Raw genomic sequence first — 22713 nt, forward strand, 5'->3', positions numbered from 1 at the left:
AGGTCAGCGCCGCATGATCTTGCGCGCCAGCCTGTTGCCGAGCAGCTGCACGAGGTGCACGAACACGACGATGAGCACGATGGCCGCCCACATCACCACAGGTTCGAACTGTCGGAAGCCGTAGATCTGGGCGAAGGCACCGAGTCCGCCGCCGCCGATGAGGCCGGCCATCGCCGTCATGTCGATCAGCGCCACGATGATGAAGGTGTAGCCGAGGATGAGCGGCCCGAGCGCTTCGGGGATCGCGACGGTGAAGAGGATGCGCCAGGGGCCGGCCCCCATCGCGCGCGCCGCCTCGATGACGCCGGGCGACACCGAGACCAGGTGCTGTTCGACGATGCGCGCGATCGCGAAGGATGCGGCCAGCCCGATGGCGAACGCACCGGCGTTGGTGCCGATACCCACCCCGATGACGGCACGCGCGAGCGGCTGGGAGACCGCGGCGATGAAGATGACGAACGGAATCGGTCTGAAGAAGTTGATGACCGTGTTCATCACGATGTTCGCCGGCCGATTCGGGAGGATTCCGCCACTACGGGTGACGTAGAGCACGACACCCCAGACGAGACCGAGGATGCCGCCGAAGACGAGGGCGATCGACGTCATGTACAGCGTCTCGAGTGCGGCGACCCAGAACTGGGGCCAGAGTTCGTTCAGGCGATCCATCAGCGGGCCTCCTCTCGCGAGATCTCGGTCACTTCGACGCGCTCACCGATGACCTCCAAGGCTCGGTCGATCGCCGCCGCATCGCCGCGGATGGCCAGCGTCAGGTGCCCGAAGGCCCGACCGCGGATGTCGTTGATGCCGCCGAAGACGAGCTCGAACTCGAGGCCCTCCTGCGCGAGATCCAGGAAGACCCTGGCCTGAGAGGTGCTGCCGTCACGGAAGGAGAACGTCACCAGGCGGCCGGTGTGCCGCTCGCGCAGCACGGACAGCTCGGAGGGCGACGGGATGCCCTTGACGACAGTGCCGACGAAGCGTTGCGATGCCGGGTTCTGCGGGGCGGAGAACACATCGAACACGTCGCCCTGCTCGATGACGCGTCCGGCCTCCATGACGGCGACCTTCGTGGCGATCGTCTGGATGACGTCCATCTCATGCGTGATGATGACGATGGTGACGCCCTGCTCCTGGTTGACGCGCTTGAGGAGGTCGAGGACCTCGTGGGTCGTCTGCGGATCCAGTGCGCTGGTGGCCTCGTCGGCCAGCAGGATGGCCGGTCCCGTCGCGAGCGCCCTGGCGATGCCGACGCGCTGCTTCTGCCCGCCGGAGAGCTGCTCGGGGTAGGCCTTCGCCTTGTCGCTGAGCCCGACGAACGACAGCAGCTCGGCGACGCGGGCCTCGATGTCTGCCTTCGACCAGCCGGCGAGCTTCAGCGGGTAGGCGATGTTCGCCTTCACGCTCTTCGCGGAGAACAGGTTGAACTGCTGGAAGATCATCCCGATCCCGCCGCGGACGCGGCGCAGTTCGCGCTCGTCCAACGCGGTGATGTCGACGCCGTCCACCGTGATGGTCCCGCCGGTGGCGGGTTCGAGCGCGTTGATCAGCCGCACCAGGGTCGACTTCCCGGCGCCCGAGTAGCCGATGATGCCGTAGACATCGCCCTTGTCGATGCTGAGTGTCACATCGTCGACGGCGACGACGTCGACGGCGCCTCTGTCGGACGACGGATACGCCTTCGAGACGTTCGTCAGGCTCACGATCGGCATGGGATCTCCGGTGTTGATCGATGGATACGGCGAATCGGGCGACGCGATGTGCGCCGCCCGATTCTCTCGCATTTCGGCTGAACGAAGGTTCTCAGCCCTTCTGGGCCTCGGTGTCCTTCTCGACCTTCTTCAACGAGGCGACGAGGTCCTTGACCGGAGTCTGCAGCGAGACGTTGGTGTTGCCGGAGGACTCCGCGAGCCCTGCCTGCACAGCCTCGTCGGTCTGGAAGATCTCCACCAGCTTCAGATACGTCTTGTTGTCGGCGTCCTCTGCGCGGGCCGCGAAGATGTTCACGTACGGCAGCGCGTTGGAGTCTTCCGGGTCATCCTGGGCGATGGCGTCGTCGAAGGTGAGCCCGGCATCGGTCACGAAGTCGTTGTTGATGATCGCCGCGGCGACATCCGGCAGCGAGGTGGGGATGAGCGCCGCTTCGAGCGCGGTCACCTGGACCTTCGACGTCGCGGTGTCGACATCCGCGAGGTCGGAGAAGATCGTTCCGCCGCTCTTGAGCTCGACGAGGCCGGCCGACTGAAGGACGAGCAGCGCACGCGCCTGGTTCGTGGCATCGTCCGGAACGACGACCGTCTCACCCTTGGGGATGCTCTTCACGTCGTCGTACTTCTTCGAGTACAGCCCCAGTGGGAAGATCGCTGTCGAGCCGATGACCGTGAGGTCCTTGCCGGAAGCGACGTTGTAGCCCGCGAGGTACACGATGTGCTGGAACTGGTTGAGGTCGAGTTCACCCTCGGCGAGCGCCGGGTTCGGCTGCTCGTAGGAGCCGAAGTCGACGAGCTCGACCGTGATTCCCTCATCGGCGGCCGCGTCGACGAACGCTTCCCACTGCGGCTCACCCTTGCCGACGACACCGATCTTCACGGTCTCGTCAGCCGGAGCGTCTGCGCCGTCTGAACCGGCGCCGGACGTCGCCGTGGCGCAGCCGGACAGCGCGATGAAAAGCGGCACCGCGGCGAGCGCGGCGATGATGGATGTGGAGCGACGGGACATGACTTTCGGGTTCCTCTCGTGGGGGGACTCCGCAACGCTAAGCGGGGTACCTCACGCGCGCGGAATCGAGCTGTCACAGAGCGTCACAGCGTCGAGCGATCAGTCGAGCTGTTCGGTGAGCTCGAACCAGCGCAGCTCCAGCTCCTCGATCTCGGCCTGCTGCGCACTGATGGCCTTCATCTTCGTGCCGAGACCCTCATAGTCGCCCTGGTCGTGCTCGGCGAGGGCCTGCTTCGCCGCATTCACCTGCTGTGTCAGCTTCTGGATGCGCCGCTCGAGGGACGCGATCTCCTTCTGCGCCGTGCGGAGCGCTGCACCGTCGAGGCTTGCGGATGCCGATGCGGTCGCGACCGCAGAGGGCTTGGCATCCCGCTCCAGCGTGCGCAGCCGGAGGTACTCGTCCACGCCACCGGGCAGGTGACGCAGGTGCCCTCCCAGGATCGCGTATTGCTGGTCGGTGACGCGTTCCAGGAAGTACCGGTCGTGGGACACGACGATGAGGGTGCCCGACCACGAATCGAGGAGGTCCTCGATCGCGGCGAGCATGTCGGTGTCGAGGTCGTTGGTCGGCTCGTCGAGGATCAGCACGTTGGGCTGGTCGAGCAGCACCAGGAGCAGCTGCAGGCGGCGCTGCTGGCCACCCGAGAGATCCTTCACCGGCGTCGACAGCTGCGCCGAGTCGAAGCCGAGCCGTTCCAGGAGCTGCCCTGGCGTGAGGTCCTGCGCCTTCGATCCGGCACCGAGGGTGTACGAGGTGCGCAGCCGCGAGATGACGACGCGCACCGGCTCCTTCCACACATCGGTGAGCTCGTCGAGGCGCTGCGTGAGGGTTTTCACCTTCACCGTCGTGCCGCGTTTGACCCGCCCCGCCGTGGGAGCGACGGTTCCCGAGATCAGACCGAGCAGGGTGGACTTGCCGGCGCCGTTGACCCCGAGGATTCCGGTGCGCTCGCCCGGCGCGATGCGCCATTCCACGTCGCGGAGCACTTCGCGCGACGGCGCGGATTCCGTCGCCGGGAAGGTCACGCTGACATCGAGGAGGTCGACCACGTCCTTGCCGAGTCGCGAGACGGCGAGAGACTGCAGCGACACCTTGTCGCGGATCTCCGGAACGTCAGCGATGAGCTCGTTGGCCGCGTCGATGCGGAACTTCGGCTTCGCGGTGCGCGCGGGGGCGCCGCGGCGCAGCCAGGCGAGCTCTTTCTTGGCCAGGTTCTGCCGCTTGGCCTCGGTGGCCGCGGACATCCGGTCGCGCTCGACGCGCTGCAGGATGTACGCCGCATACCCGCCCTCGAAGGGCTCGACGATGCGGTCGTGCACCTCCCACGTCTCGGTGCAGATCTCGTCGAGGAACCAGCGGTCGTGGGTCACGACCATGAGCGCACCGGAGTTCGCGGCCCAGCGCTTCTTGAGGTGCCCGGCGAGCCAGGTGATGGCTTCGACGTCGAGGTGGTTGGTGGGCTCGTCGAGGGCGATGACATCCCAGTCGCCGGTGAGGAGCTTGGCGAGCGAGACACGGCGGCGCTGACCACCACTGAGGGAGAGGACCGGAGCATCCCAGGCGAGATCCTTCAGGAGGCCCTCGATGACATCCCGGGTGCGAGCATCCCCCGCCCATTCGTATTCAGGCGTGTCGCCGACCACCGACTCTGCGACGGTGAGCGCATCGTCGAGGGTGTCTGCCTGATCGAGCACACCGATGGTCGTTCCCTTGCGGACCGTGACGCGTCCCGCGTTCGGCTGCTTGAGACCGGCCAGCATGCCGAGGAGGCTCGATTTTCCGTCGCCGTTGCGGCCGACGATGCCGATGCGATCCCCCTCTTCGATTCCAACGGTGACGGAGTCGAAGACGACCCTGGTCGGGTACTCGAGATGGAGGCCTTCGGCCCCGAGAAGATGTGCCATGTTGCTATCCAGGGTAGTTGGCCTGGATGCGAGGATCCTGCGCCGGCCTTTGGCTAGACCTCGCCGAACATCTCCGGGACCGCTGCGACGAACTCATCGAAGTGGCTGTACCAGATCGAGTGGGCCGCTCCAGGGATGCTCCGCACGTCGACGCCAAGCGATTCGAAGCGCCGCGCGTCCGCATCCGAGACCCAGCCACTCGGGTCAGCGCGGACGACGATGGCGCCGGCCTCAGGCAACCATTCTCCGCCCGGTCCACACGAGATCGATGCGGATGTCGCGGCATCAAACCTCTCGGCCGCCCGCGCTTCGACTGCGACATCGGTCCGGCTGTAGTGGTCGCGGAGGCTGAGATGTTCAGGGGTGCGCGAGCGGCGATTCTTCTCATATTCCTCGATGAGCATGTACCGGTCCTGTCCACCCGCAATGGAGAACGGCGCGTCCACATGCACCGCCAGCTCCGGACCCAGCGCTCGCGCGGCCGCTCCCAGTACAAGCCCCCCATACGAGTGGCCAATGGCGAAGACAGGCGCCCGCGGAGCCACCGACCTCACGGTTTCAACCACCGCCTCCGCAGCCTGAGGGATCGTCAGATCCGCCCGGCGCGGAGAGAGTCCATGACCGGGAAGATCTAGCGCAAGCACCCGAAATCCGCGCTGCTCAAGTAATGGAGTGACTCTCCACCAGCTCTCAGCGGAACCGAACATCCCATGCAGCAACAGGGCGACCCGGTCGCCCTGACCAGACTCGACGACGTTCAGACGCATTCAGCAAGTCAATCACGGCCAGCATTCGCTCCGCCTTGACGACAAATCCTGGACGCGAATCTTTGTATCTCCATCGTGATACAAGTTGTGATAGACATATGACACAACTCATCGATCGGAGACGACAATGCCGCAGAGAAGCATCTATACGTTCGGCCCACTGGAGCTCGTCGGCGCCGCCTTCTCGCTGCCTCTGCTCTCGTTGGCACTCGCAGTGATCGCCGCCGGGGGCATCCTCCTCTTCACTGCTCGACAGAGGTACGAGGGTCGAGCAGCCGGCCCGCTCTCCCCCTCCGTAGCCCAATCGGTCACGGCGAGATACTTGCCCGAGCAGCGCGCCCTTCGCGTCATCGCGATCGCCGTGGCCCTCGTCTTCGCGGTGGAGAACATCGTTCGCGGATACGTCCTCGCCATGGCCGACCAGGTTGCGTGGTGGCGATACGCCGCTCCCGTCTTCTCGGCATTCGTCGGCATGATCGTGATCTTGGGAATGGTCGCGATTCGAGGAACGACGCAGCCTGAGGTCCCTGTCGTGCCCGCATCCCGTCGCACCTGGACGAGTTTCAGTCCGCGGCCAGGCCTCATCGGCGCGTGTCTCGCACTGCTCGCCCTGGCGGCGACGACCATCGCCGCGGGGCTGGCGTCATCGGCTGATGATCACGGCCGATACATCTGGCTGGAGATCCCGGTGCCCAACGAAGCGGCGATCGACCCGATCCGCCCATGGTTCTATGGCTGGGCCTACGGCGTTCCGGTGCTGATCTGCCTCGCCGCTCTCGCTTTCGCGACCTGGGCGGTGCTCCAGCGCAACGCGGAGCGCCCCTACATCCGGCCCGAGACCGTCGCCGCCGAGCGTGGCGCCCGTCGCGAGGTCGCCATCGGCGCCGTACGCGTCGCGACCGCCGGTATCCTGCTCGCACTGGCCGGTGCCTGGCGGTTCATCGCGAGCGCCGGATCGGGCTCGACGCTGGTGATCGAGGGCCAGAACGGGGGTGCGCCCTACGACATGACGTGGCGGTACGCGGAACTCGCCATCGCCGGCGGCTGGTTCGCACCGATCCTCGAGGTCACCGCATTCGTGCTGCTCCTGCTCGTCGCCATCCGTCCGCGTCGCGCGCTCGCCGCCCTTTCCTCACCGGACCAGATCGACGTCCAGGCCGACGCAGAGGCCGCGCTGTGACCGAGCGTCCCCTCCTGTCTTCGACCGAGGAGGGAAGCCCGGCCATGGACATCTATCGGCAGCTTCGCGGACTCATCGTCTCCGGTCAGCTGGGCGCGAATGAGCGCCTGCCGACCGTGCGCCAGACGGCGAACGACCTCGGTGTCGCCGCCGGGACCGCAGCGAAGGCCTACAAGATGCTGGAGCAGGACGGCCTCGTCGTCAGTCGCACGGCCGCCGGAACCCGCGTCGCCGAGTCGGCCGCTGTCCTCCCCCTCTCCGTCATCCGGCGCATTCGGGATCTGGTGGCCGATGCCGTCTCGACGGGGGTCGAACCCGACGACGTGATCGACGTCCTGCGCGCCGTCTGGCGAACCGACGCCCCCTGAATCGAGCGCTCAACCGACCCGCCCAACCGCCCAGCGCCGTGCAGACGACCAATCTCGACGAGTGCACTTTGCCCGTTCCGACAAGGGCTGAGGAGACCCCCACCGGAAGACTTCCGTCATGGACAACGAGGCCCTCGCGCAACTCCTTGCACAGCTCGTCGCACAATCGGCAGACCCCTCCGGCCCCGGTCTCGCCGTGGGGATCTACCACGGCGGGACGTTGACCGCTCACGCCGAGGCCGGACTGGCATCAGTCGAGTTCGGCGTCCCTATCGACGAGGACACCCGTTTCGACATCGCCTCGATGAGCAAGCAGTTCGCGGCGACCGCTGTGCTGCTCCTCGCCCGTGACGGACTCATCGACCTCGAAGACGACATCCGATCGCACCTGCCGGAGCTGCGGCTGACGACGCCCGTGACGATCACGCAGTGTCTGCAACACACCGGCGGGCTGCCGGAATGGCTGCAACTCACCGAACTCACCGGGCGTCCCCTCACTCGGATCACCCAGAACCAGACGCTGGAGTTCGTCGCCGGCCTTGCGACCCTCAACTTCACCCCCGGCTCGTCCTTCAACTACTCCAACACGGGGTATGTCCTCGCCGCCTCGCTGGTGCACCGGGTCACCGGTCGCACCCTCGGCGAGTTCGCCGCTGAACGGATCTTCGCCCCGCTCGGCATGCACCGCACCCTCTTCCGCGAGGACAGTCGCGCAGTGCTCTCGGAGTTCGCGTACGGATACGAGACGGTCGCCGACCACCTGCAGCGGGCGGACTCCGAGGAGTGCGCCGTCGGCGATGGAGGTCTGGTCACGAGCCTGAGCGAACTCGGCGCCTGGTTCCGCTTCCTGAGAGACGGTGACGCTCTCGGAGACGACATCCGCGACACGCTCGTCGACAGCACCCCCACTTTTCCGGATGGAAGCGTCGGACCATACGCCTACGGGATCTATCACGCCGATCTCGGAGGCGAGCGTGCGATCGGCCACGCCGGCGCCGTGGCCGGGTACCGCTCGCACCTGTACTACCTTCCCAACAGCGACCTCGGCGTCGTCGTGCTGGCCAATCACTCCGCCGTGCGCCCCACTGTCATCGCGACGAAGGTCGCGCGCCACGCCGCCGGGATTCCCGAGCCGGCCGCCCCCACACTCGTCGATGGTCGTGATGCCGCCGCCCCAGCAGGTGGATGGTGGATCATGCGCGGTGCCGATGAGTCGGTGTGCACCCAACCGCAGCCGGATGGCACCCTGACCCTGTCCGGATTCCAGAGCGGACACTTCCGGCTCGCCGACGACGGCTGGTGGTATGGCGATGATCGGGGAGAGGGACTCCAACTGCTGATCGACGCCGACCAGCTTCGCCTCCGCATCGACATGCGCCCTGGCCGTGATCTCACCTTCGAGCGCTGTGCCGCCCCGGATCCCTCCGCCGCTCCGCCGGTCGGAAGCTATCTCAGCCCCGAGCTCGGCACTCTCGTGATCATCGAGCCAGATGGAAGGTTCCGCATCGGTCTCGACCTCGTCGGTCGGATCGAGCCAGGCCCGGATGGCACGTTCAGCACCGGCCAGGCCTCGGTGCGGCGCGATGGCGACGACGTCCTCCTCGGCGCCTTCGGCGTCGACGGAATGCGGTTCGTGCGGCAGCCGGATGGCACCGTGATCGTCGGCGCCCCGCGGGGTCTCGAACGGTTGTGAAGGATTCCGGCTCGCACCCAGGGGCGTTCACGCCCGCGGCGTCGGCGAGCCCCCTCCAGACACGGCATCCTGGAATGATGACCGCCGAGCCCTCACCGACCACCCTGGGAACCCTGTTGGACACCCTGGGGACGACCGTGCTCCGGCCTCTCGCACTGCCGGGAGGGCGCGATCGGGGTGCCGGGCATCCGGTGATCCTCGATCCGGACTCGAATGAGCACCACGGAGGCGACTCGATCGTGCTCGCTCCTGGCCGCCCCTCCGTCGAGCTGATGGATTGGGCTGCGGGCGCGGGCGCGGCCGCCATCGTCGTTCGCACCGGAGCGATCGACGCCGCATCCTGGGGCCAGGCGGCCCGCCGCACGGGAGTGGCCGTGCTCGAATCCGCGCCCGACGTCGCCTGGGGTCGGCTCTACACGCTCATCGACGCGATCAAGACGATGTCCGGCCCGATCTCCGACGCCGACAACCGCCACTCCGCCGATCTTTTCCGGCTCGCGAACGACATCGCGCTGCGCACCGGCGGGGCCGTCTCGATCGAAGACCTGGCCATGCGCGTGCTCGCCTACTCGACGATCCCCGGGCAGGAGGTCGACGGGCTGCGGCGCGATGGCATCCTCGGTCGCCGCGTTCCGGACGACCCGACCAACGCCGAGGAGTACGCTGCAGTGCTCCGGTCGGTCACGGCCGTGCGCAGCCCTCCGACCGCCACGGTCCACCCGCGTCTGGCGATCGCCGTACGCGACCGCGGCGAGGCGCTGGGCAGCATCTGGGTCCTCGAAGGATCGACTCCTCTCTCCGCGGATGCCGCTGAGGTGCTCGCCGAGGCAGCACCGAGCGCGGCCGCGCAGCTGGCGCGGTTCAACCTCGTCGCCGATGCGGACCGGAGACAGCGCACCGAAAGACTCGGATGGTTGATCCGCGGTTCCGGCGCGACCGGGAGCATCGCGGAGCATTTCGGCTTGGAGCGATCCGGCGCGACGACGGTGATCGTCATCGATCGGATTCCCGAACAGCGCACCAGCCGCACCGGTGTCTCGATGCACACGGCAGCCGCCTATGTCGGCGATCTGCTGCGAACCGGTCTCTCGGCGTACCGGATCCCCGCGGCAGCCGGCGCTTTCGAGGGACGCGCGATGGCTGTGGCGGGGACCGTGGCTGACGCCACGGTTCTGCAATCCATCGTCGCAACCGTGCTCGCACGGGCGACGGAGAGCATCGGCGATGGCTGGCGCGCAGGTCTGAGCTCCACCCTCGCGGGGCTCTCCGACATCCCCACCGGTGCCAAGCAGGCCGCGCACGCATGGCGCGTGGTGGCGAACATGCCAGGACACGGGGAGATCGGTCTGCACGAGAACCTCGGACCGGGGCTGCTCCTGATGGAGATCCATGCCACCGTCGGCCAGAGCGAACTCGTCGGCGGCGAACCACTCAGAACACTCACCGCGCACGACGCCGCCACCGGCACCGACTACGTCAAGAGTCTGAGCCGGTGGATCAGCGCGAATTATGACGTGGCCCGCGCCGCGGAGCTTCTCATGCTGCACCCGAACACGCTGCGGCATCGCCTGCGCCGCATCGCCGAAGTCATCGACATCGATGACCCCGACCTTCGACTCGTACTCGCGCTCCAACTGCGGTTGCGAGACATCGAGGAATCTGCGCGCTGAGTACGGAATGAGCCGCCCGGGCACCAGGCCCGGACGGCTCATCTGTTCCCGCAGAGTCGTTACTGGTACGACTTCACGATCTCCAGGAGGCTCGGAACGTTGGCGTACGCCTCGGCCGCGTTCTCCTTGGTCACGATCAGCGGCTCGAGCAGGTACGAGTCCACGATCTTCTTTCCGTTGTCGTACGACTCGGTGTCGTTGACGTCGACGTCCTCGCCCTTCTGCAGCTGGCCGACCATCTTGATGGCCTGCTCGACGAGGAGCGCGGTGTCCTTGTTGATCGTGGAGTACTGGATGCCCTCCATGATCGACTTCACCGACTCGACCTCGGAGTCCTGGCCGGTGACGACCGGAACGGTCTTGCCGGCCTGCTGCACCGAGGTGATGATGGCGCGAGCGAGCGTGTCGTTCGGCGAGAGCACACCGTCGAGAGCCGTGTCGCCGCCGTACGATCCGGTGAGGATCGTGTCCATGCGGTTCTGGGCGTTCTCGGCGAGCCAGCCCTCGGTCGCGGTCTGCGCGATCTCGGACTGACCGGAGACGACCTTGAGCGTGCCGTCTTCGATCTTCGGCTGGAGCACGTCCATCGCGCCGTCGAAGAAGACAGCCGAGTTGGCGTCATCCGGCGAGCCGGAGAACAGCTCGATGTTGTACGGCGCCTCGTGGCCCGCACGCTCGGCGAGACCGTCCAGCAGAGCCTGCCCCTGCAGCTGACCGACCTTGAAGTTGTCGAACGCGACGTAGTAGTCGACGGCCTCGGTGTTCTCGATGAGACGGTCGTAGGCGATCACGTAGGCACCGGCATCCTTCGCCGCCTGCACCTGCGTGGCCAGCTGCTTGCCGTCCTTCGCGCCGATGATGATGACCTTCGCGCCACCGGTCACCATGGCCTGGATCTGGTTCTGCTGTTCCGCCACGGTGTTGCTCGCCGGCGCATACTGCACGTCGGCCTTGAACCCGGCCTCTTCCAGCCCGTCGGTGAACAGCTTGCCGGCGAGAACCCAGTTCTCACTGGTCTTGTCCGGAAGGGCGACGCCGATCGTCGATCCGGCCTCGAAGCCGGTCGTCTCCGCCTCGGTGCCGGTGCCGGTGTCGCCACCGCCGCGCTCACCGGAGCAGCCGGTGAGGGCGAAGGCACTCGCGGCGACGAGCGCTGTCGCCGTGATGATGATCTTCTTCATGTGATCTCTTTCTCTGGTATGCGACGGATGCCTCGCGCGTGTGCGCGACGCGAGGTGTCCGCCTACTTTCCGCTCGTCTTGTCGACGGCGGGGGCTTGGTAGGTCTGATTGGGTTTGAAGGTCTCGGTCTCCGCGTCCTCCGGCCGTCCGCGACGACGGGTGAGGAAACCGATGAGAGACGGGCGGCCCTGCTGCTTGTTCCAGACGTCGATGGCGACGGCGAGCAGGAGCACGAGGCCCTTGATCATCGCGACGACATCGGCTCCCTGGCCGAGCAGCTGAAGGCCGTTGTTGAGGAAGGCCATCACGAGACCGCCGATGATCGACCCGATCACCGTGCCGATGCCGCCGGCGACCGCGGCGCCGCCGATGAACACCGAGGCGATCGCGTCGAGTTCCCAGCCGTTGCCGTCACCGGGGCCCGAGGCCTGCGAGCGGGCGACGAAGATCATGCCGGCCAGTGAGGCGAGCACCGACATGTTCATCATCACGAAGAAGTCGACCCAGCGGTCCTTGACGCCCGAGAGCCGAGCCGCCTGCCGGTTGCCGCCGACGGCGAAGATGTGCCGGCCGAAGACGGTGTTGCGCGTGACGAACGAGTAGATGATCACGAGCGCCAGCAGGATCAGACCCGAGACCGGGAAGCTCGTTCCGGGGCGTCCGGTGGCGAACAGCCAGCCGGCGCCGAGGATGACGACCGAGAGCAGAGAGACCTTGGTCGCGCTCACCCAGACCGGTGCACGATCCGAGCCCATCTTCTTCTGGATGCGGCGCGTGCGGATCTCCCAGAAGATCACCCAGGCGACACCGATCAGAGCGAGGATCATCGTGGGCACGTTGAAGTTCAGCGGCAGCGCCACCTCGGGCAGGTAGCCGGCCCCGATGTACACGAACTCCTCGGGCACGGGGATCGACTGCGAGTTGCCGATGAACTGGTTCGCCCCACGGAAGAACAGCATTCCGGCGAGCGTCACGATGAACGCCGGCACCCCGACATAGGCGACCCAGAACCCCTGCCACGCACCCACCAGCGCGCCGACGCCGAGTCCGAGCAGGATCGCGAGCGGCCAGGGAAGATCCCAATCGGCCATCGCCTTCGCCACGATGATGCCGCTGAAGGCCGCCACCGAACCGACCGACAGGTCGATGTGGCCCATGATGATCACCATCACCATGCCGATCGCCAGGATCAGGATGAACGAGTACTGATTGATGACGTTGATCAGGTTGTTCGGCGTCAGGGTGGCGCCGTTCGGGTTCTTGATCATCGTGAGCACCTGGAAGAGCAGGATGATCACCAGGAGGCTGCCCAGGATGCCGAACTGGCGCAACGACGAGGTGCCGTTGCCGCCGAACATCTTGCGGATGTCGCCGAAGTGGAAGCCGCGCTTCTCGGTCTCGGTGGTCGTCGTGGTGCTCATGCGGATGCTTTCTGGGTAGCGGAGGTCATGCTGCGCATGACCTCTTCCGGGGTGGCCTGGTCGGAAGGGATGCAGTCGGTGACCCGACCCTCGAAGACGGTGTAGATGCGATCGGTGATGCCGAGCAGCTCGGGCAATTCACTGGAGATGACGATGACGCCCTTGCCCTGGGATGCGAGCTCGTTGATGATCGCGTAGATCTCGTACTTGGCGCCGACGTCGATGCCGCGGGTGGGCTCGTCGAGGATGAGCAGGTCGGGGTCGGTGAACATCCACTTCGCGAGCACGACCTTCTGCTGGTTGCCGCCCGACAGCTTCGCGACGCCCTCCTCGACGGTGGGGGTCTTGATGCGCAGCGCCTTGCGGTAGCGCTCGGCGACGACGAACTCTTCCTGCTCGTTCACCACCCCGCGTTCCGCGATCTTCGACAGCTTCGCCGACACGACCGAACGCTTGATGGTGTCGAGCAGGTTGAGGCCGAGCGACTTGCGATCCTCGCTGACGTAGGCCAGGCCGTGCTTGATCGCCGAGGACACATCCGACAGCACGATCTCCTGGCCGTCCTTGAACATGCGGCCAGAGAGGAATGTGCCGTAGGAACGGCCGAAGATGCTCATCGCGAACTCGGTGCGGCCCGCCCCCATGAGGCCGGCGATTCCGACCACCTCACCACGACGCACATTGATGCCCGAGCCCTTGACGACCATGCGCTCGGAGACGGTCGGGTGCTGCACCCACCAGTCCTTGACCTCGAAGAACACCTCGCCGATGTCGGGAGTGCGGTCCGGGTACCGGCTCTCCAGAGAACGGCCGACCATGCCGCGGATGATGCGATCCTCGTTGATCTCGCCCCGCGAGATGTCGAGGGTCTCGACCGTGCGGCCGTCGCGGATGATCGTGATCTCATCGGCGATCTGCTCGATCTCGTTGAGCTTGTGGCTGATGATGATCGACGCGATCCCCTTGGCCTTCAGCCCGAGGATGAGGTCGAGGAGATGCTGCGAATCGTTCTCGTTGAGGGCCGCGGTCGGCTCATCGAGGATGAGCAGCTTGACGTCCTTGTTGAGCGCCTTGGCGATCTCGATGAGCTGCTGCTTGCCGACGCCGAGGTGCTTGATCGCGACATCGGGATTCTCGTTGAGGCCCACGCGCGCGAGCAGCTCGAGCGCGCGCTGCTTCTGCGCCTGCCAGTCGATCTTGCCGAAGCGCCGGATCTCATTGCCCAGGAAGATGTTCTCGGTGATCGAGAGCTCCGGGATCAGCGCGAGCTCCTGATGGATGATCACGACGCCCGCGTGCTCGCTGGCCGCGATGTCCTTGAACCGCTGCTCCTCGCCGTACAGGAGGATGTCGCCGTCGTAGGTGCCGTAGGGGTACACCCCCGAGAGCACCTTCATCAGGGTGGACTTGCCGGCGCCGTTCTCGCCGCAGATGGCGTGGATCTCGCCAGACCTGACGGTGATCGACACATCGGCGAGCGCCTTCACACCCGGGAACTCCTTGGTGATGCCCTGCATCTCCAAGATGGGGCCTGCTACGACCGGCAACGTTGCTGTTGTGCTCACGGATCTTCCTCGCGACGGGCGGTCACGTTCGATGTGACCGTTCACATTAGATTACATCGTCCGCTTCGGACGGGACTCTGTCAAGTCCTGGCGGAGATTTCGTTTCGCTACCGTGATGTGGTTGATTCACGGACGCGCAGCGTCGGATGCAGCTCGCCGAAGGACGGCGTCTCATCCCCGCGGATCTGCGCGAGCAGAATCCGCACGGCACGACGCCCGAGCTCCGGGAACTCCTGATGCACCGTCGTCAACGTCGGTGAGACGTGGGCGGCGACGGGGATGTCGTCGAACCCGACGACACTGACGTCATCGGGTACGCGGACCGCGGCATCCCGGAAGCCGTGCATCAGACCGATCGCCATCAGGTCATTCGCCGCGAAGACCGCGGTGAAGTCACGCCGACGCGCCAACTCCTGCCCGGCGAAATAGCCGAAATCAGCCGACCAGTCCCCGCGGATCGGCGGGAACGTCGGCAGGTCGGCCGCGCGCAGCGCCTCCAGATATCCGCGCATCCGCGACTCCGCCTCGATCCAGTCCTGCGGTCCGGCGAGGTGCAGGATCTCGCTGTGCCCGAGCGCGATGAGATGCTCGGTCGCGGCTCGCGCACCGGCGACCTGATCGGCAGACAGGCTCACTCCGTCCGAACCGGATGCCGTCTGAAGTGTCACGAACGGCAGGTCGACCGCCATCCCGCGCAGCACGTGGAAGACGCGCACCTGCGGAGCGAGGACGACGATCCCGTCCACCTGCTCACGGGCGAGTTGGCGCACCGCGTTGCCGATGGCCTCCGGCGTCGTGGCCGCGAGATTGAGCGTCGAGACCGAGTACCCCTCCTCACGCGCCGCATCCTCGATGCTCGCGATGGACGACGTCGGCCCGAACTCGCCGATCGTCGCGGAGAGGATGCCGAGGGTGTTCGACCGGCTCGTCACGAGGGCTCGAGCGGCCAGATTCGGCCGGTAGTCGAGCACGGAGATCGCGTCGAGCACTCTCGCCTTCGTCTCCGGGCGGATGCTGGGGTGATCGTTCAAGACGCGGGACACCGTCTGATGCGAGACGCCGGCAAGCCGGGCGACGTCACGGATGCTCGGCAGGCGGGCACGCTCGGAAGCCGTCGACATCACAGCCTCCTCGCGTGTGCACGGTCACATGGGTACATTCATTATGTCGGTAGCGCCCGTTGCGCGCACCCTGTCGAGCCAGGAAGCGATGGGTTTCACCCACCTCGCACGGAGCGGGTTGTCCGATCACACCGGAATCCGGCGGGGACTTCGTGTCGGAGCACCGGACACGAAGAGGACGGGATGCCACTGTGGCGTCGTGGACATCATTCTTCGCGGCGGGCGCGTCATCGACCCGGGAACCGACACCGATCAGATCGCGGACGTCTTGATCTCTGACGGCCGTGTGGTTGCGATCGGGAACGAGGTCGGGACTCGCACCGACGCGGAGACGATCGACGCCACCGGCATGATCGTGGGGCCCGGCTTCGTGGATCTGCACAGCCATGTGCACTCGATCGCCGGCCAGCGACTGCAGGCGATGGATGGGGTCACGACAGCGCTCGACCTCGAGGCCGGCCTCATGCCCGTCGCGGAGGCGACCGCCCGCGCGGAGCAGGAGGGGCGCCCGCTGAACTACGGCTTCTCAGCCTCGTGGGCTCAGGCTCGTGCATACGCGCACCTCGAGCGCGTTCCCGTCCCCGATATCCACGCTTCCATGGAACTTCTGGGAGATCCCGAGTGGCAGCGCAGCTCCAGCCTGTCAGAGCGCCGCCGCTGGCTCGGTCTGCTGGAGGGCGAACTCGCCGCGGGAGCCCTCGGCATCGGCGTCCTCATGGGCTACGCCCCGCGTACCGACCCCGACGAGTATCTCGATGTCGCCCGCCTCGCAGCGGCGGCTCGCACCCCGACGTTCACTCACGTGCGAGAGCTGATCGAAGCCGACCCCGCGACACCGATCGACGGCACCGAAGAACTTCTTCGCGCTGCCGGCGAGACAGGTGCCGCGATGCATCACTGTCACGTCAACAGCACCTCGCTCCGGCACGTGGATCGCGTTCTCCTGCAGATGGAGCGAACGATCGCCGCCGGATCCCGGGTGACCGTCGAGGCCTATCCGTACGGCGCCGGGAGCACGGCGATCGGCGCATTCTTCCTCGCTCCGGAGAAGCTTCCCGGCCTCGGCATCGCGCCGTCCGCTCTCGTGCTCGTCGAGACGGGAGAACGCATCGCCGATGAGGCGAGACTGCGCGAGATCCGTCGGACGGACCCCGCCGCGGCGTGCATCGTGACTTTCCTTGATGAAGCGGATCCGCTCGACCGCGCGCATCTGCATCGCTCCCTCGCTTTCCCCGACTCGATCGTCGCCAGCGACGCCATGCCCGTGTTCTGGCCTGCGCGCGACGGTGCACCGGCATCGCACGAGACGACGCAGTGGCCGCTGCCTCCTGGCGGTCAGACCCACCCGCGCACGGCGGGCACGTTCACGAAGTCGCTCCGACTGATGGTGCGCGAGTCGGAGACCTGGACCTGGCTCGAGGCCTTCCGGCGATGCTCCTACCTTCCCGCTCGAGTGCTCGACGAGACCTCACCCGCCATGCGAGGCAAGGGGCATCTCCGCATCGGAGCCGATGCCGACATCGTGGTGCTCGATCCCGCGACCCTCACCGATCGCGCGACATATCTCGACCCCATCCGCCCCGCTCAAGGCGTCCGCCACCTGTTCGTGAACGGCACCGCCGTGGTCAGAGACGGCGACATCGTGGCGGACACCTACCCTGGCCGTGCCGTACGAGGAGAACCGTGATGCTGAACGACCTGCAGACCTTCCTGGATCGCAGCGCCAGAGAACTGAACGTTCCCGGCGCCGTGATCGGCATCGTCGACGGCGACCAGGAGCATATCCTGACCACCGGGGTCGCCGCCACCGACACGGGAGCGGCCGTCACTGAGCGCACGCTCTTCCAGATCGGCTCGACGTCGAAGACGTTCACCGGCACGGTCGCGATGCACTTGATCGAGAACGACCTGCTCACGCTCGACACGCGCGTGATCGACGTGCTGCCCGACCTCCGGCTGGCTGATGAGTCGGCCCTGCAGGAGCTGCGGATCCGGCATCTCCTCACGCACTCCGGAGGCTTCCTCGGCGATGCCGACGAGCTCGACGGCTGGGGCGATGACGCGCTCGCACGCAACATCGCCACCTATGGATCCCTCCCCCAGTTCTTCGCGCCGGGCACGATCGCGTCGTACAGCAACGCCGGGATGCGCCTCCTCGGTCGCGTGATCGAAGTCGTCACCGGCGAGACGTTCGAGAGCGCCGTGCGGCGGATCGTGCTCGATCCGCTGGGGATGACCGAGACGTTCTTCTTCCCCTGGGAGGTCATGACCCGGCCGCACGCGGTCGGCCACGTGCCGGGTCAGGAGGGTGAGATGTCGACGCTTCCCCTTCTGGGCTTGACGCGCGATATGAATGCCGAGGGCGGGATCGTCTCCTCGGTCGGAGATCAGCTCCGCTACGCCCGGTTCCACATGCGTGGAGAGACCGAGGGGAGCGCCCCCGTCAGCGATTCCACTCGACTGCGGATGCAGCAGCCGCAGGTCACTGCCGGTCCCCCTGTGGAGGCGATCGGATTCCCCTGGTTGCTCACCCGCCGCGGCGACACCAGAGTCGTGATGCACGGCGGAAACATCTACGACATCCAGTTGAGCGAGTTCCTCTTCGCTCCGGACCAGGATCTCGCTATCACCGTCCTCACCAACAGCGGAAGCGGCAAAGCCCTGGGCACACTGCTCATCGACTGGTGCTTCGAGCACCTCCGCGGCATCACCAGGACGCCTCCTCCCGTCACGCTCGGTGACGTCGACGCACTGGACGCCATCACCGGAATCTACGACGCCGGGCAATGGCATTACGACGTCACCCGCGTGGGTGACGCCCTCGAATTCGGCATGGTCCTCGCGCCGCACATCGTCGCGCTGGGCATTCCCGCCCGTCCGCCGATGCGAATCCGCGTGCGCGAAGATGGCGCGCTGATCACCGACGACGATCAGGCGGTCGGGCGCACCCTGACTCCCGCAGAGGGCGGTCCGGACCTGCTGCACGTCGGTCTGCGCGCAGTGCGTCGACGCTGAAGGCCCGAGCACCCCGCTTTTCGTCCGCCCGTACGAACACGCAACGAAGTCTCGTCTACCCGCACAAACGCCCTCCGATGGGGGGCGAATAGTCTCGGGCCAATCGCCGTCACACCCCTCTGACGGCGCCTTCGATGAAGAGGAGCGCACATGTCCACGCTGTCCGAAATCGGCACCTGGGTACAGGAGAATCTCGCCGAACTCATCGCCGCAGATCACGTTCCTGCTGCATCTGTCGGGATCCTCGCCGGCGGCGAGGTGTTCACAACCGCCGCTGGTGTCCTGAACAAGAACACCGGCGTCGAGGCCGATGTCGACTCCGTGTTCCAGATCGGGTCCATCACCAAGACCTGGACGACGACGCTCGTCATGCAGCTCGTCGACGAGGGACTCCTCGACCTCGACGCGCCGGTACGCGACACCGTGCCCGCCTTCGCCATCGGAGACGACGCCGCCGCGAGCGCGATCACGACGCGACAGCTTCTCAGCCACGTCGGGGGTTTCGAGGGCGATCTGTTCATCGACACCGGCGTCGGCGACGACTGCGTCGAGAAGTACCTGGCCGTCATCGCCGATGCGCCGCAGCTGTTCGCGCCCGGCGAGCGCTTCTCGTACAACAACGCCGCGTTCGTCGTGCTCGGCCGCATCATCGAGGTGCTCCGCGACAAGCCGTTCGACCGCGCACTCCGCGAGCACCTGGCCAATCCGCTGCAGCTCACCCACGTCGCGACGGACGCGTCCGAGGCGATCCGGTTCCGGGCGGCGCTCGGCCACATCCCCGCCGAGGGCAGTGACCTCCCCGTGCCGGCACCGGTGTGGAGTCTCGTGCGCTCCAACGCACCTGCGGGTTCCATGCTGGCGATGACCGCTCGCGACCTTCTCGGGTTCGCACGCATGCACATCGACGGCGGCAAGGGTCCTGACGGCACTCAGGTGCTCTCCTCTGAGAGCGTGAACGCCATGCAGGAGCGCCAGGTTGAGCTTCCGGACCTCGGCGTCCTGGGCAACGCCTGGGGCCTCGGCTGGGAGATCTTCGACTGGGACGGCGGACCGGTCATCGGGCACGACGGTGGAACCATCGGACAGAGTGCGTTCCTGCGCTTCGTCCCGGGTGCCGGCGTCGCCGTGGTTATCCTCACCAACGGCGGCTCCCCCATTTCGCTCTACACGACGCTGATGACGAAGATCCTCGGCGAACTCGCCGACGTCACGATGCGTCCTCTCCCCGCGCCTCCCACGACTCCCGTCGACGTGAACCTGGAGCGCATCCTCGGGACGTATTCGTCGTCGGTCTCGGATTCGACCGTGCGTCTGGACGACGACGGCAAGATCTGGCTCGAGCGCACGATGAAGGGCATCTTCGCCGAACTCGGCCCCGCCCCCGAGCCCGTCGAACTCGTCGGCTGGAACGGCGACAGCCTCGTTCCCGCCCGCCCGGACCGCGGCATGCATATGCCGCACGCCTTCGTCGGAGACGACGGCTCGGGGCGCGCCCTCTATCTGCACACCGGGCGCGCAGATCGGCGGGTCAGCGCATGACTGTTCAGACGGCGGAGTTCACGGAGATCGCTGAGATCTTCTCCCAGGTCGGAGCGACCGGATTCCTGCACGCCAGAGAAGTGGGAGTCGACAACGGCCCCGAAGTCACCGTGCGCGCTGACGAACCCGTCGTGCTCGCATCCGTCTTCAAGATCCTGGTGCTCACGGCGTACGTCCGCGCGGTCGAAGCCGGCACGCTCGATGCGACCGGCCGCACCACGGTGACCGCCCGGTATCGGATCGGCGGCGTCGGCACCGCCGGCTTCGCCGACGATGTCGAGGCGAGCTGGCGCGATCTTGCATCGAACATGATGACGATGAGCGACAACGCCGCCACCGACGTCATCTACCACCGGTTGGGCGCTGAAGCCGTGAAGCAGGTCATCACCGACCTCGGCCTCGACGGCACGCACCTGATCGGATGCTGCGAGGAACTGTTCGACTCGGTCGTCGCCGATCTCGGCGGCACCGCGGAGAGCGACCTCGAAGAGTTGCTCGCCGCCGCGACCGAGGACCAGATGTGGGCTCTCAGCGCACTCGATCCGACGCGGACCTCGGGATCGACACCGCGCGATGTCACCACGCTGCTGAACGCTCTGTGGACCGATGTCGCGGCGTCTCCGGAGGCCGCGGCGAGCGCACGCGAGATCATGGCGCGTCAGATCTGGCCGCACCGGCTCTCGTCGGGCTTCCCGTCCGGGGTGCAGATCGCGGCGAAGACCGGCACGCTGCCGGCCTGGCGCAATGAGGCCGGGGTGGTCACCTACCCGGACGGTCGTCAATACGCGGTCGCCGTGTTCACCCGTGCCGATTCGCTCGCCGAGCGGCTTCCCGCGGTCGATGCATCCATCGGACGCGCCGCGTTCGCCGCCGTCGAGCACCTGCGCTCGCTCACCCTCTGAGCCCGGCGCCACGCCGTCCACCCGAAGCACTACTCCTCACACATAACCCTTCTGGAGGCAACAGATGCGTTCTCCTACTCCTCTCCTCGCTCTCATCGGCGCTGCGGCGCTCGTGCTCACGTCGTGCGCCGCTCCCGGCGCTTCATCCGGCGGTGGTGACAAGGGCTCCCTCGCCGAGGGCAAGACCTTCACCAGCGTCATCTCCACGGACCCGGGGAACCTCGATCCCCTGATCACCGTGATGTCGGTGGCGCGCTCCATCGGCCGTTTCCTCTATGCGCGCCTGATCGAGGTGCAGGACGACGGCAGCGTCGTCTCCGGACTCGCATCCGATTGGGAATCCGACACCACCACCGTCAACTTCACCCTCCGCGACGGGATCACCTGTGAGGACGGAACCCCGCTGACCGCGACGGACGTCGCTGCCAACATCAGTCACATCGGCGACCCGGCCAACGGATCGCCTCTGATCGGACTCCAGGTGCAGCCCGGAACCACGGCCGTCGGCGACGATGCCGCCGGCACCGTGACGGTGACGAGCGGACGCCCCGACTCGTTCCTCCTGGAGAACATCGGCAGCATCGCCATCGTCTGCGGGACCGTCCTGGATGACCCAGAAGCCCTCGCCGCGGGCAAGGGTGCAACCGGGATGTTCACGATGACCGAGATCGTGCCCAACAGCCAGTACACGCTCACCCGGCGCAAGGACTTCGCCTGGGGCCCTGGCGACTGGGATCCGGAGCAGGCCGGCTTGCCGGACAAGGTGGTGTTCCGCGTCGTCCCGAACGAGACGACGGCGGCGAACCTGCTGCTTTCCGGAGAAGTGAACGCCGCAGGCGTGATCGGTCCGGACACGAAGCGTCTCGACGACGCCGGACTGTTCAAGACGGCGCTCCCTGTCCCGGCCGGTCAGATCATCTTCAACCAGGGCGAGGGCCGCCCGACCGCCGACCAGGAGGTGCGCGAGGCGCTGATCCAGGCACTCGATCTCGCCCAGCTTCGTCAGGTGCTCACCAGCGGTCAGGGGACCGTACCGACCGGCCTCGTCACCATCTCGCCGAACCCGTGCCGCGCCGACGTCGTGGACGGATTCATCCCGGAAGTCGATGCCAAGGCCGCAGCGAAGGCTCTCGACGATGCCGGCTGGGTCGTCGGCTCTGATGGCATCCGCGAAAAGGACGGAAAGAAGCTCGAGCTCGGAATGATCTACTCCTCTCTCCAGGGTGACTCCGGCAATGCCAGCGCCGAATTGATCCAGGCGACGTGGAAGGACCTCGGAGTCGGACTCACGGTGAAGTCGGTCGATTCTCCGACTCTGAGCGAGACGCTTTTCGTCAGCGGTGACTGGGATGTCTCTGCCGCACCCATCACCGTGTCGATGCCGAGCATGCTCGTGCCGTTCTACTCGGGTCCGAATCCGCCGAACGGCACCAACTTCGCGTCGATCGACAACGCCGAGTACACCGAGGCCGTCACCGCGGCGTCGAACAAGGCGGGCGATGAGGGATGCGACGACTGGGGCAGGGCCGAGCAGGCGCTGTATGCCACGACGAGCGTGGTCCCCTTCGCCAACCAGAATCGGGCGACCTACGCGCACAACGCGGAGTTCATCGAGAACGACGGCATCGACCCCGCGTCGATCCGCATGTACGAGTAAGGACCGGAAGCAGC

Annotated in this window: 18 protein-coding genes; 9 read left to right on the top strand and 9 right to left on the bottom strand. The window is 66.6% G+C overall.

Annotation, left to right across the window (positions count from 1 at the left end; all coding sequences use genetic code 11):
- Positions 1-3: 3 nt before the first annotated feature.
- The 5 genes from MRBLWH12_RS08060 to MRBLWH12_RS08080 all read right to left on the bottom strand — a co-directional run bounded on the left by MRBLWH12_RS08060 (position 4) and on the right by MRBLWH12_RS08080 (position 5387).
- Positions 4-666 carry a methionine ABC transporter permease gene (locus tag MRBLWH12_RS08060; RefSeq protein ID WP_363547972.1) on the bottom strand — a complete coding sequence of 221 codons (663 nt, stop codon included), beginning with the start codon at positions 664-666 and terminating at the stop codon, positions 4-6.
- Positions 666-1709, bottom strand: a complete 1044-nt coding sequence (locus MRBLWH12_RS08065; RefSeq protein WP_363547975.1) for a methionine ABC transporter ATP-binding protein — start codon at positions 1707-1709, stop codon at positions 666-668. The genes MRBLWH12_RS08060 and MRBLWH12_RS08065 overlap by 1 nt, the downstream gene beginning before the upstream one ends.
- Positions 1710-1800: 91 nt before the next feature.
- On the bottom strand, positions 1801-2715 hold the full coding sequence (locus tag MRBLWH12_RS08070) for a MetQ/NlpA family ABC transporter substrate-binding protein (protein WP_363547978.1): 915 nt from the start codon (positions 2713-2715) through the stop codon (positions 1801-1803).
- A gap of 99 nt (positions 2716-2814) precedes the next feature.
- Entirely contained in the window at positions 2815-4620 is a 1806-nt protein-coding gene (locus MRBLWH12_RS08075; RefSeq protein ID WP_363547981.1) for an ABC-F family ATP-binding cassette domain-containing protein, read from the bottom strand.
- A gap of 53 nt (positions 4621-4673) precedes the next feature.
- Positions 4674-5387, bottom strand: coding sequence for an alpha/beta fold hydrolase (locus MRBLWH12_RS08080; protein ID WP_363547984.1), 714 nt, complete (start codon positions 5385-5387; stop codon positions 4674-4676).
- 127 nt (positions 5388-5514) lie between these two features.
- Here MRBLWH12_RS08080 and MRBLWH12_RS08085 point away from each other — a divergent pair, with 127 nt between their 5' ends.
- The 4 genes from MRBLWH12_RS08085 (at position 5515) to MRBLWH12_RS08100 (ending at position 10298) form a co-directional block, all read left to right on the top strand.
- Positions 5515-6567, top strand: a complete 1053-nt coding sequence (locus MRBLWH12_RS08085; protein WP_363547986.1) for a hypothetical protein — start codon at positions 5515-5517, stop codon at positions 6565-6567.
- Positions 6564-6935 carry a GntR family transcriptional regulator gene (locus MRBLWH12_RS08090; RefSeq protein ID WP_363547989.1) on the top strand — a complete coding sequence of 124 codons (372 nt, stop codon included), beginning with the start codon at positions 6564-6566 and terminating at the stop codon, positions 6933-6935. Before MRBLWH12_RS08085 ends, MRBLWH12_RS08090 begins: the two co-directional genes overlap by 4 nt.
- A gap of 118 nt (positions 6936-7053) precedes the next feature.
- Positions 7054-8628 (top strand): serine hydrolase domain-containing protein, encoded by a 1575-nt coding sequence (locus tag MRBLWH12_RS08095; RefSeq protein WP_363547992.1) that lies wholly within the window; start codon positions 7054-7056, stop codon positions 8626-8628.
- Between the two features lie 77 nt (positions 8629-8705).
- A complete protein-coding gene (locus tag MRBLWH12_RS08100; RefSeq protein ID WP_363547995.1) occupies positions 8706-10298 on the top strand; it encodes a PucR family transcriptional regulator in 1593 nt (530 codons plus the stop codon).
- Between the two features lie 59 nt (positions 10299-10357).
- Here the strand turns inward: MRBLWH12_RS08100 and MRBLWH12_RS08105 are convergent, their stop codons facing one another.
- The 4 genes from MRBLWH12_RS08105 to MRBLWH12_RS08120 form a co-directional block, all read right to left on the bottom strand.
- Entirely contained in the window at positions 10358-11479 is a 1122-nt protein-coding gene (locus tag MRBLWH12_RS08105; protein ID WP_341974094.1) for a sugar-binding protein, read from the bottom strand.
- Between the two features lie 62 nt (positions 11480-11541).
- The gene (mmsB, locus tag MRBLWH12_RS08110) at positions 11542-12900 is read right to left on the bottom strand and encodes a multiple monosaccharide ABC transporter permease (RefSeq protein WP_363547998.1); all 1359 of its coding nucleotides are present in this window, start codon (positions 12898-12900) and stop codon (positions 11542-11544) included.
- Entirely contained in the window at positions 12897-14417 is a 1521-nt protein-coding gene (mmsA, locus tag MRBLWH12_RS08115) for a multiple monosaccharide ABC transporter ATP-binding protein (RefSeq protein ID WP_341978357.1), read from the bottom strand. Before mmsA ends, mmsB begins: the two co-directional genes overlap by 4 nt.
- A 155-nt stretch (positions 14418-14572) precedes the next feature.
- The gene (locus tag MRBLWH12_RS08120) at positions 14573-15586 is read right to left on the bottom strand and encodes a LacI family DNA-binding transcriptional regulator (protein WP_341974092.1); all 1014 of its coding nucleotides are present in this window, start codon (positions 15584-15586) and stop codon (positions 14573-14575) included.
- A 199-nt stretch (positions 15587-15785) separates the two neighbouring features.
- Between MRBLWH12_RS08120 and MRBLWH12_RS08125 the strand changes: the two genes are divergently transcribed.
- The 5 genes from MRBLWH12_RS08125 (at position 15786) to MRBLWH12_RS08145 (ending at position 22699) form a co-directional block, all read left to right on the top strand.
- Positions 15786-17273: an amidohydrolase family protein gene (locus MRBLWH12_RS08125; RefSeq protein ID WP_363548002.1), complete on the top strand. Its 1488-nt coding sequence runs from the start codon at positions 15786-15788 to the stop codon at positions 17271-17273.
- Positions 17273-18601: a serine hydrolase domain-containing protein gene (locus MRBLWH12_RS08130; protein WP_363551329.1), complete on the top strand. Its 1329-nt coding sequence runs from the start codon at positions 17273-17275 to the stop codon at positions 18599-18601. The genes MRBLWH12_RS08125 and MRBLWH12_RS08130 overlap by 1 nt, the downstream gene beginning before the upstream one ends.
- Before the next feature lie 150 nt (positions 18602-18751).
- Positions 18752-20140: a serine hydrolase domain-containing protein gene (locus MRBLWH12_RS08135; RefSeq protein WP_363548005.1), complete on the top strand. Its 1389-nt coding sequence runs from the start codon at positions 18752-18754 to the stop codon at positions 20138-20140.
- Complete coding sequence (locus MRBLWH12_RS08140) at positions 20137-21042, top strand: serine hydrolase (RefSeq protein WP_363548007.1); 906 nt, start codon at positions 20137-20139, stop codon at positions 21040-21042. The genes MRBLWH12_RS08135 and MRBLWH12_RS08140 overlap by 4 nt, the downstream gene beginning before the upstream one ends.
- A 64-nt stretch (positions 21043-21106) precedes the next feature.
- A complete protein-coding gene (locus MRBLWH12_RS08145) occupies positions 21107-22699 on the top strand; it encodes an ABC transporter substrate-binding protein (RefSeq protein ID WP_363548009.1) in 1593 nt (530 codons plus the stop codon).
- The last annotated feature ends 14 nt before the right edge of the window (positions 22700-22713 follow it).

The organism is Microbacterium sp. LWH12-1.2 (assembly GCF_040675825.1).
Taxonomy (GTDB): domain Bacteria; phylum Actinomycetota; class Actinomycetes; order Actinomycetales; family Microbacteriaceae; genus Microbacterium.

Coding starts and splice junctions, on each gene's coding strand:
- MRBLWH12_RS08060 (WP_363547972.1), bottom strand. CDS start 666: ATGGATCGCCTGAACGAACTCTGGCCCCAGTTCTGGGTCGCCGCACTC.
- MRBLWH12_RS08065 (WP_363547975.1), bottom strand. CDS start 1,709: ATGCCGATCGTGAGCCTGACGAACGTCTCGAAGGCGTATCCGTCGTCC.
- MRBLWH12_RS08070 (WP_363547978.1), bottom strand. CDS start 2,715: ATGTCCCGTCGCTCCACATCCATCATCGCCGCGCTCGCCGCGGTGCCG.
- MRBLWH12_RS08075 (WP_363547981.1), bottom strand. CDS start 4,620: ATGGCACATCTTCTCGGGGCCGAAGGCCTCCATCTCGAGTACCCGACC.
- MRBLWH12_RS08080 (WP_363547984.1), bottom strand. CDS start 5,387: ATGCGTCTGAACGTCGTCGAGTCTGGTCAGGGCGACCGGGTCGCCCTG.
- MRBLWH12_RS08085 (WP_363547986.1), top strand. CDS start 5,515: ATGCCGCAGAGAAGCATCTATACGTTCGGCCCACTGGAGCTCGTCGGC.
- MRBLWH12_RS08095 (WP_363547992.1), top strand. CDS start 7,054: ATGGACAACGAGGCCCTCGCGCAACTCCTTGCACAGCTCGTCGCACAA.
- MRBLWH12_RS08100 (WP_363547995.1), top strand. CDS start 8,706: ATGACCGCCGAGCCCTCACCGACCACCCTGGGAACCCTGTTGGACACC.
- MRBLWH12_RS08105 (WP_341974094.1), bottom strand. CDS start 11,479: ATGAAGAAGATCATCATCACGGCGACAGCGCTCGTCGCCGCGAGTGCC.
- mmsB (WP_363547998.1), bottom strand. CDS start 12,900: ATGAGCACCACGACGACCACCGAGACCGAGAAGCGCGGCTTCCACTTC.
- mmsA (WP_341978357.1), bottom strand. CDS start 14,417: ATGCAGGGCATCACCAAGGAGTTCCCGGGTGTGAAGGCGCTCGCCGAT.
- MRBLWH12_RS08120 (WP_341974092.1), bottom strand. CDS start 15,586: ATGTCGACGGCTTCCGAGCGTGCCCGCCTGCCGAGCATCCGTGACGTC.
- MRBLWH12_RS08130 (WP_363551329.1), top strand. CDS start 17,273: ATGCTGAACGACCTGCAGACCTTCCTGGATCGCAGCGCCAGAGAACTG.
- MRBLWH12_RS08135 (WP_363548005.1), top strand. CDS start 18,752: ATGTCCACGCTGTCCGAAATCGGCACCTGGGTACAGGAGAATCTCGCC.
- MRBLWH12_RS08140 (WP_363548007.1), top strand. CDS start 20,137: ATGACTGTTCAGACGGCGGAGTTCACGGAGATCGCTGAGATCTTCTCC.
- MRBLWH12_RS08145 (WP_363548009.1), top strand. CDS start 21,107: ATGCGTTCTCCTACTCCTCTCCTCGCTCTCATCGGCGCTGCGGCGCTC.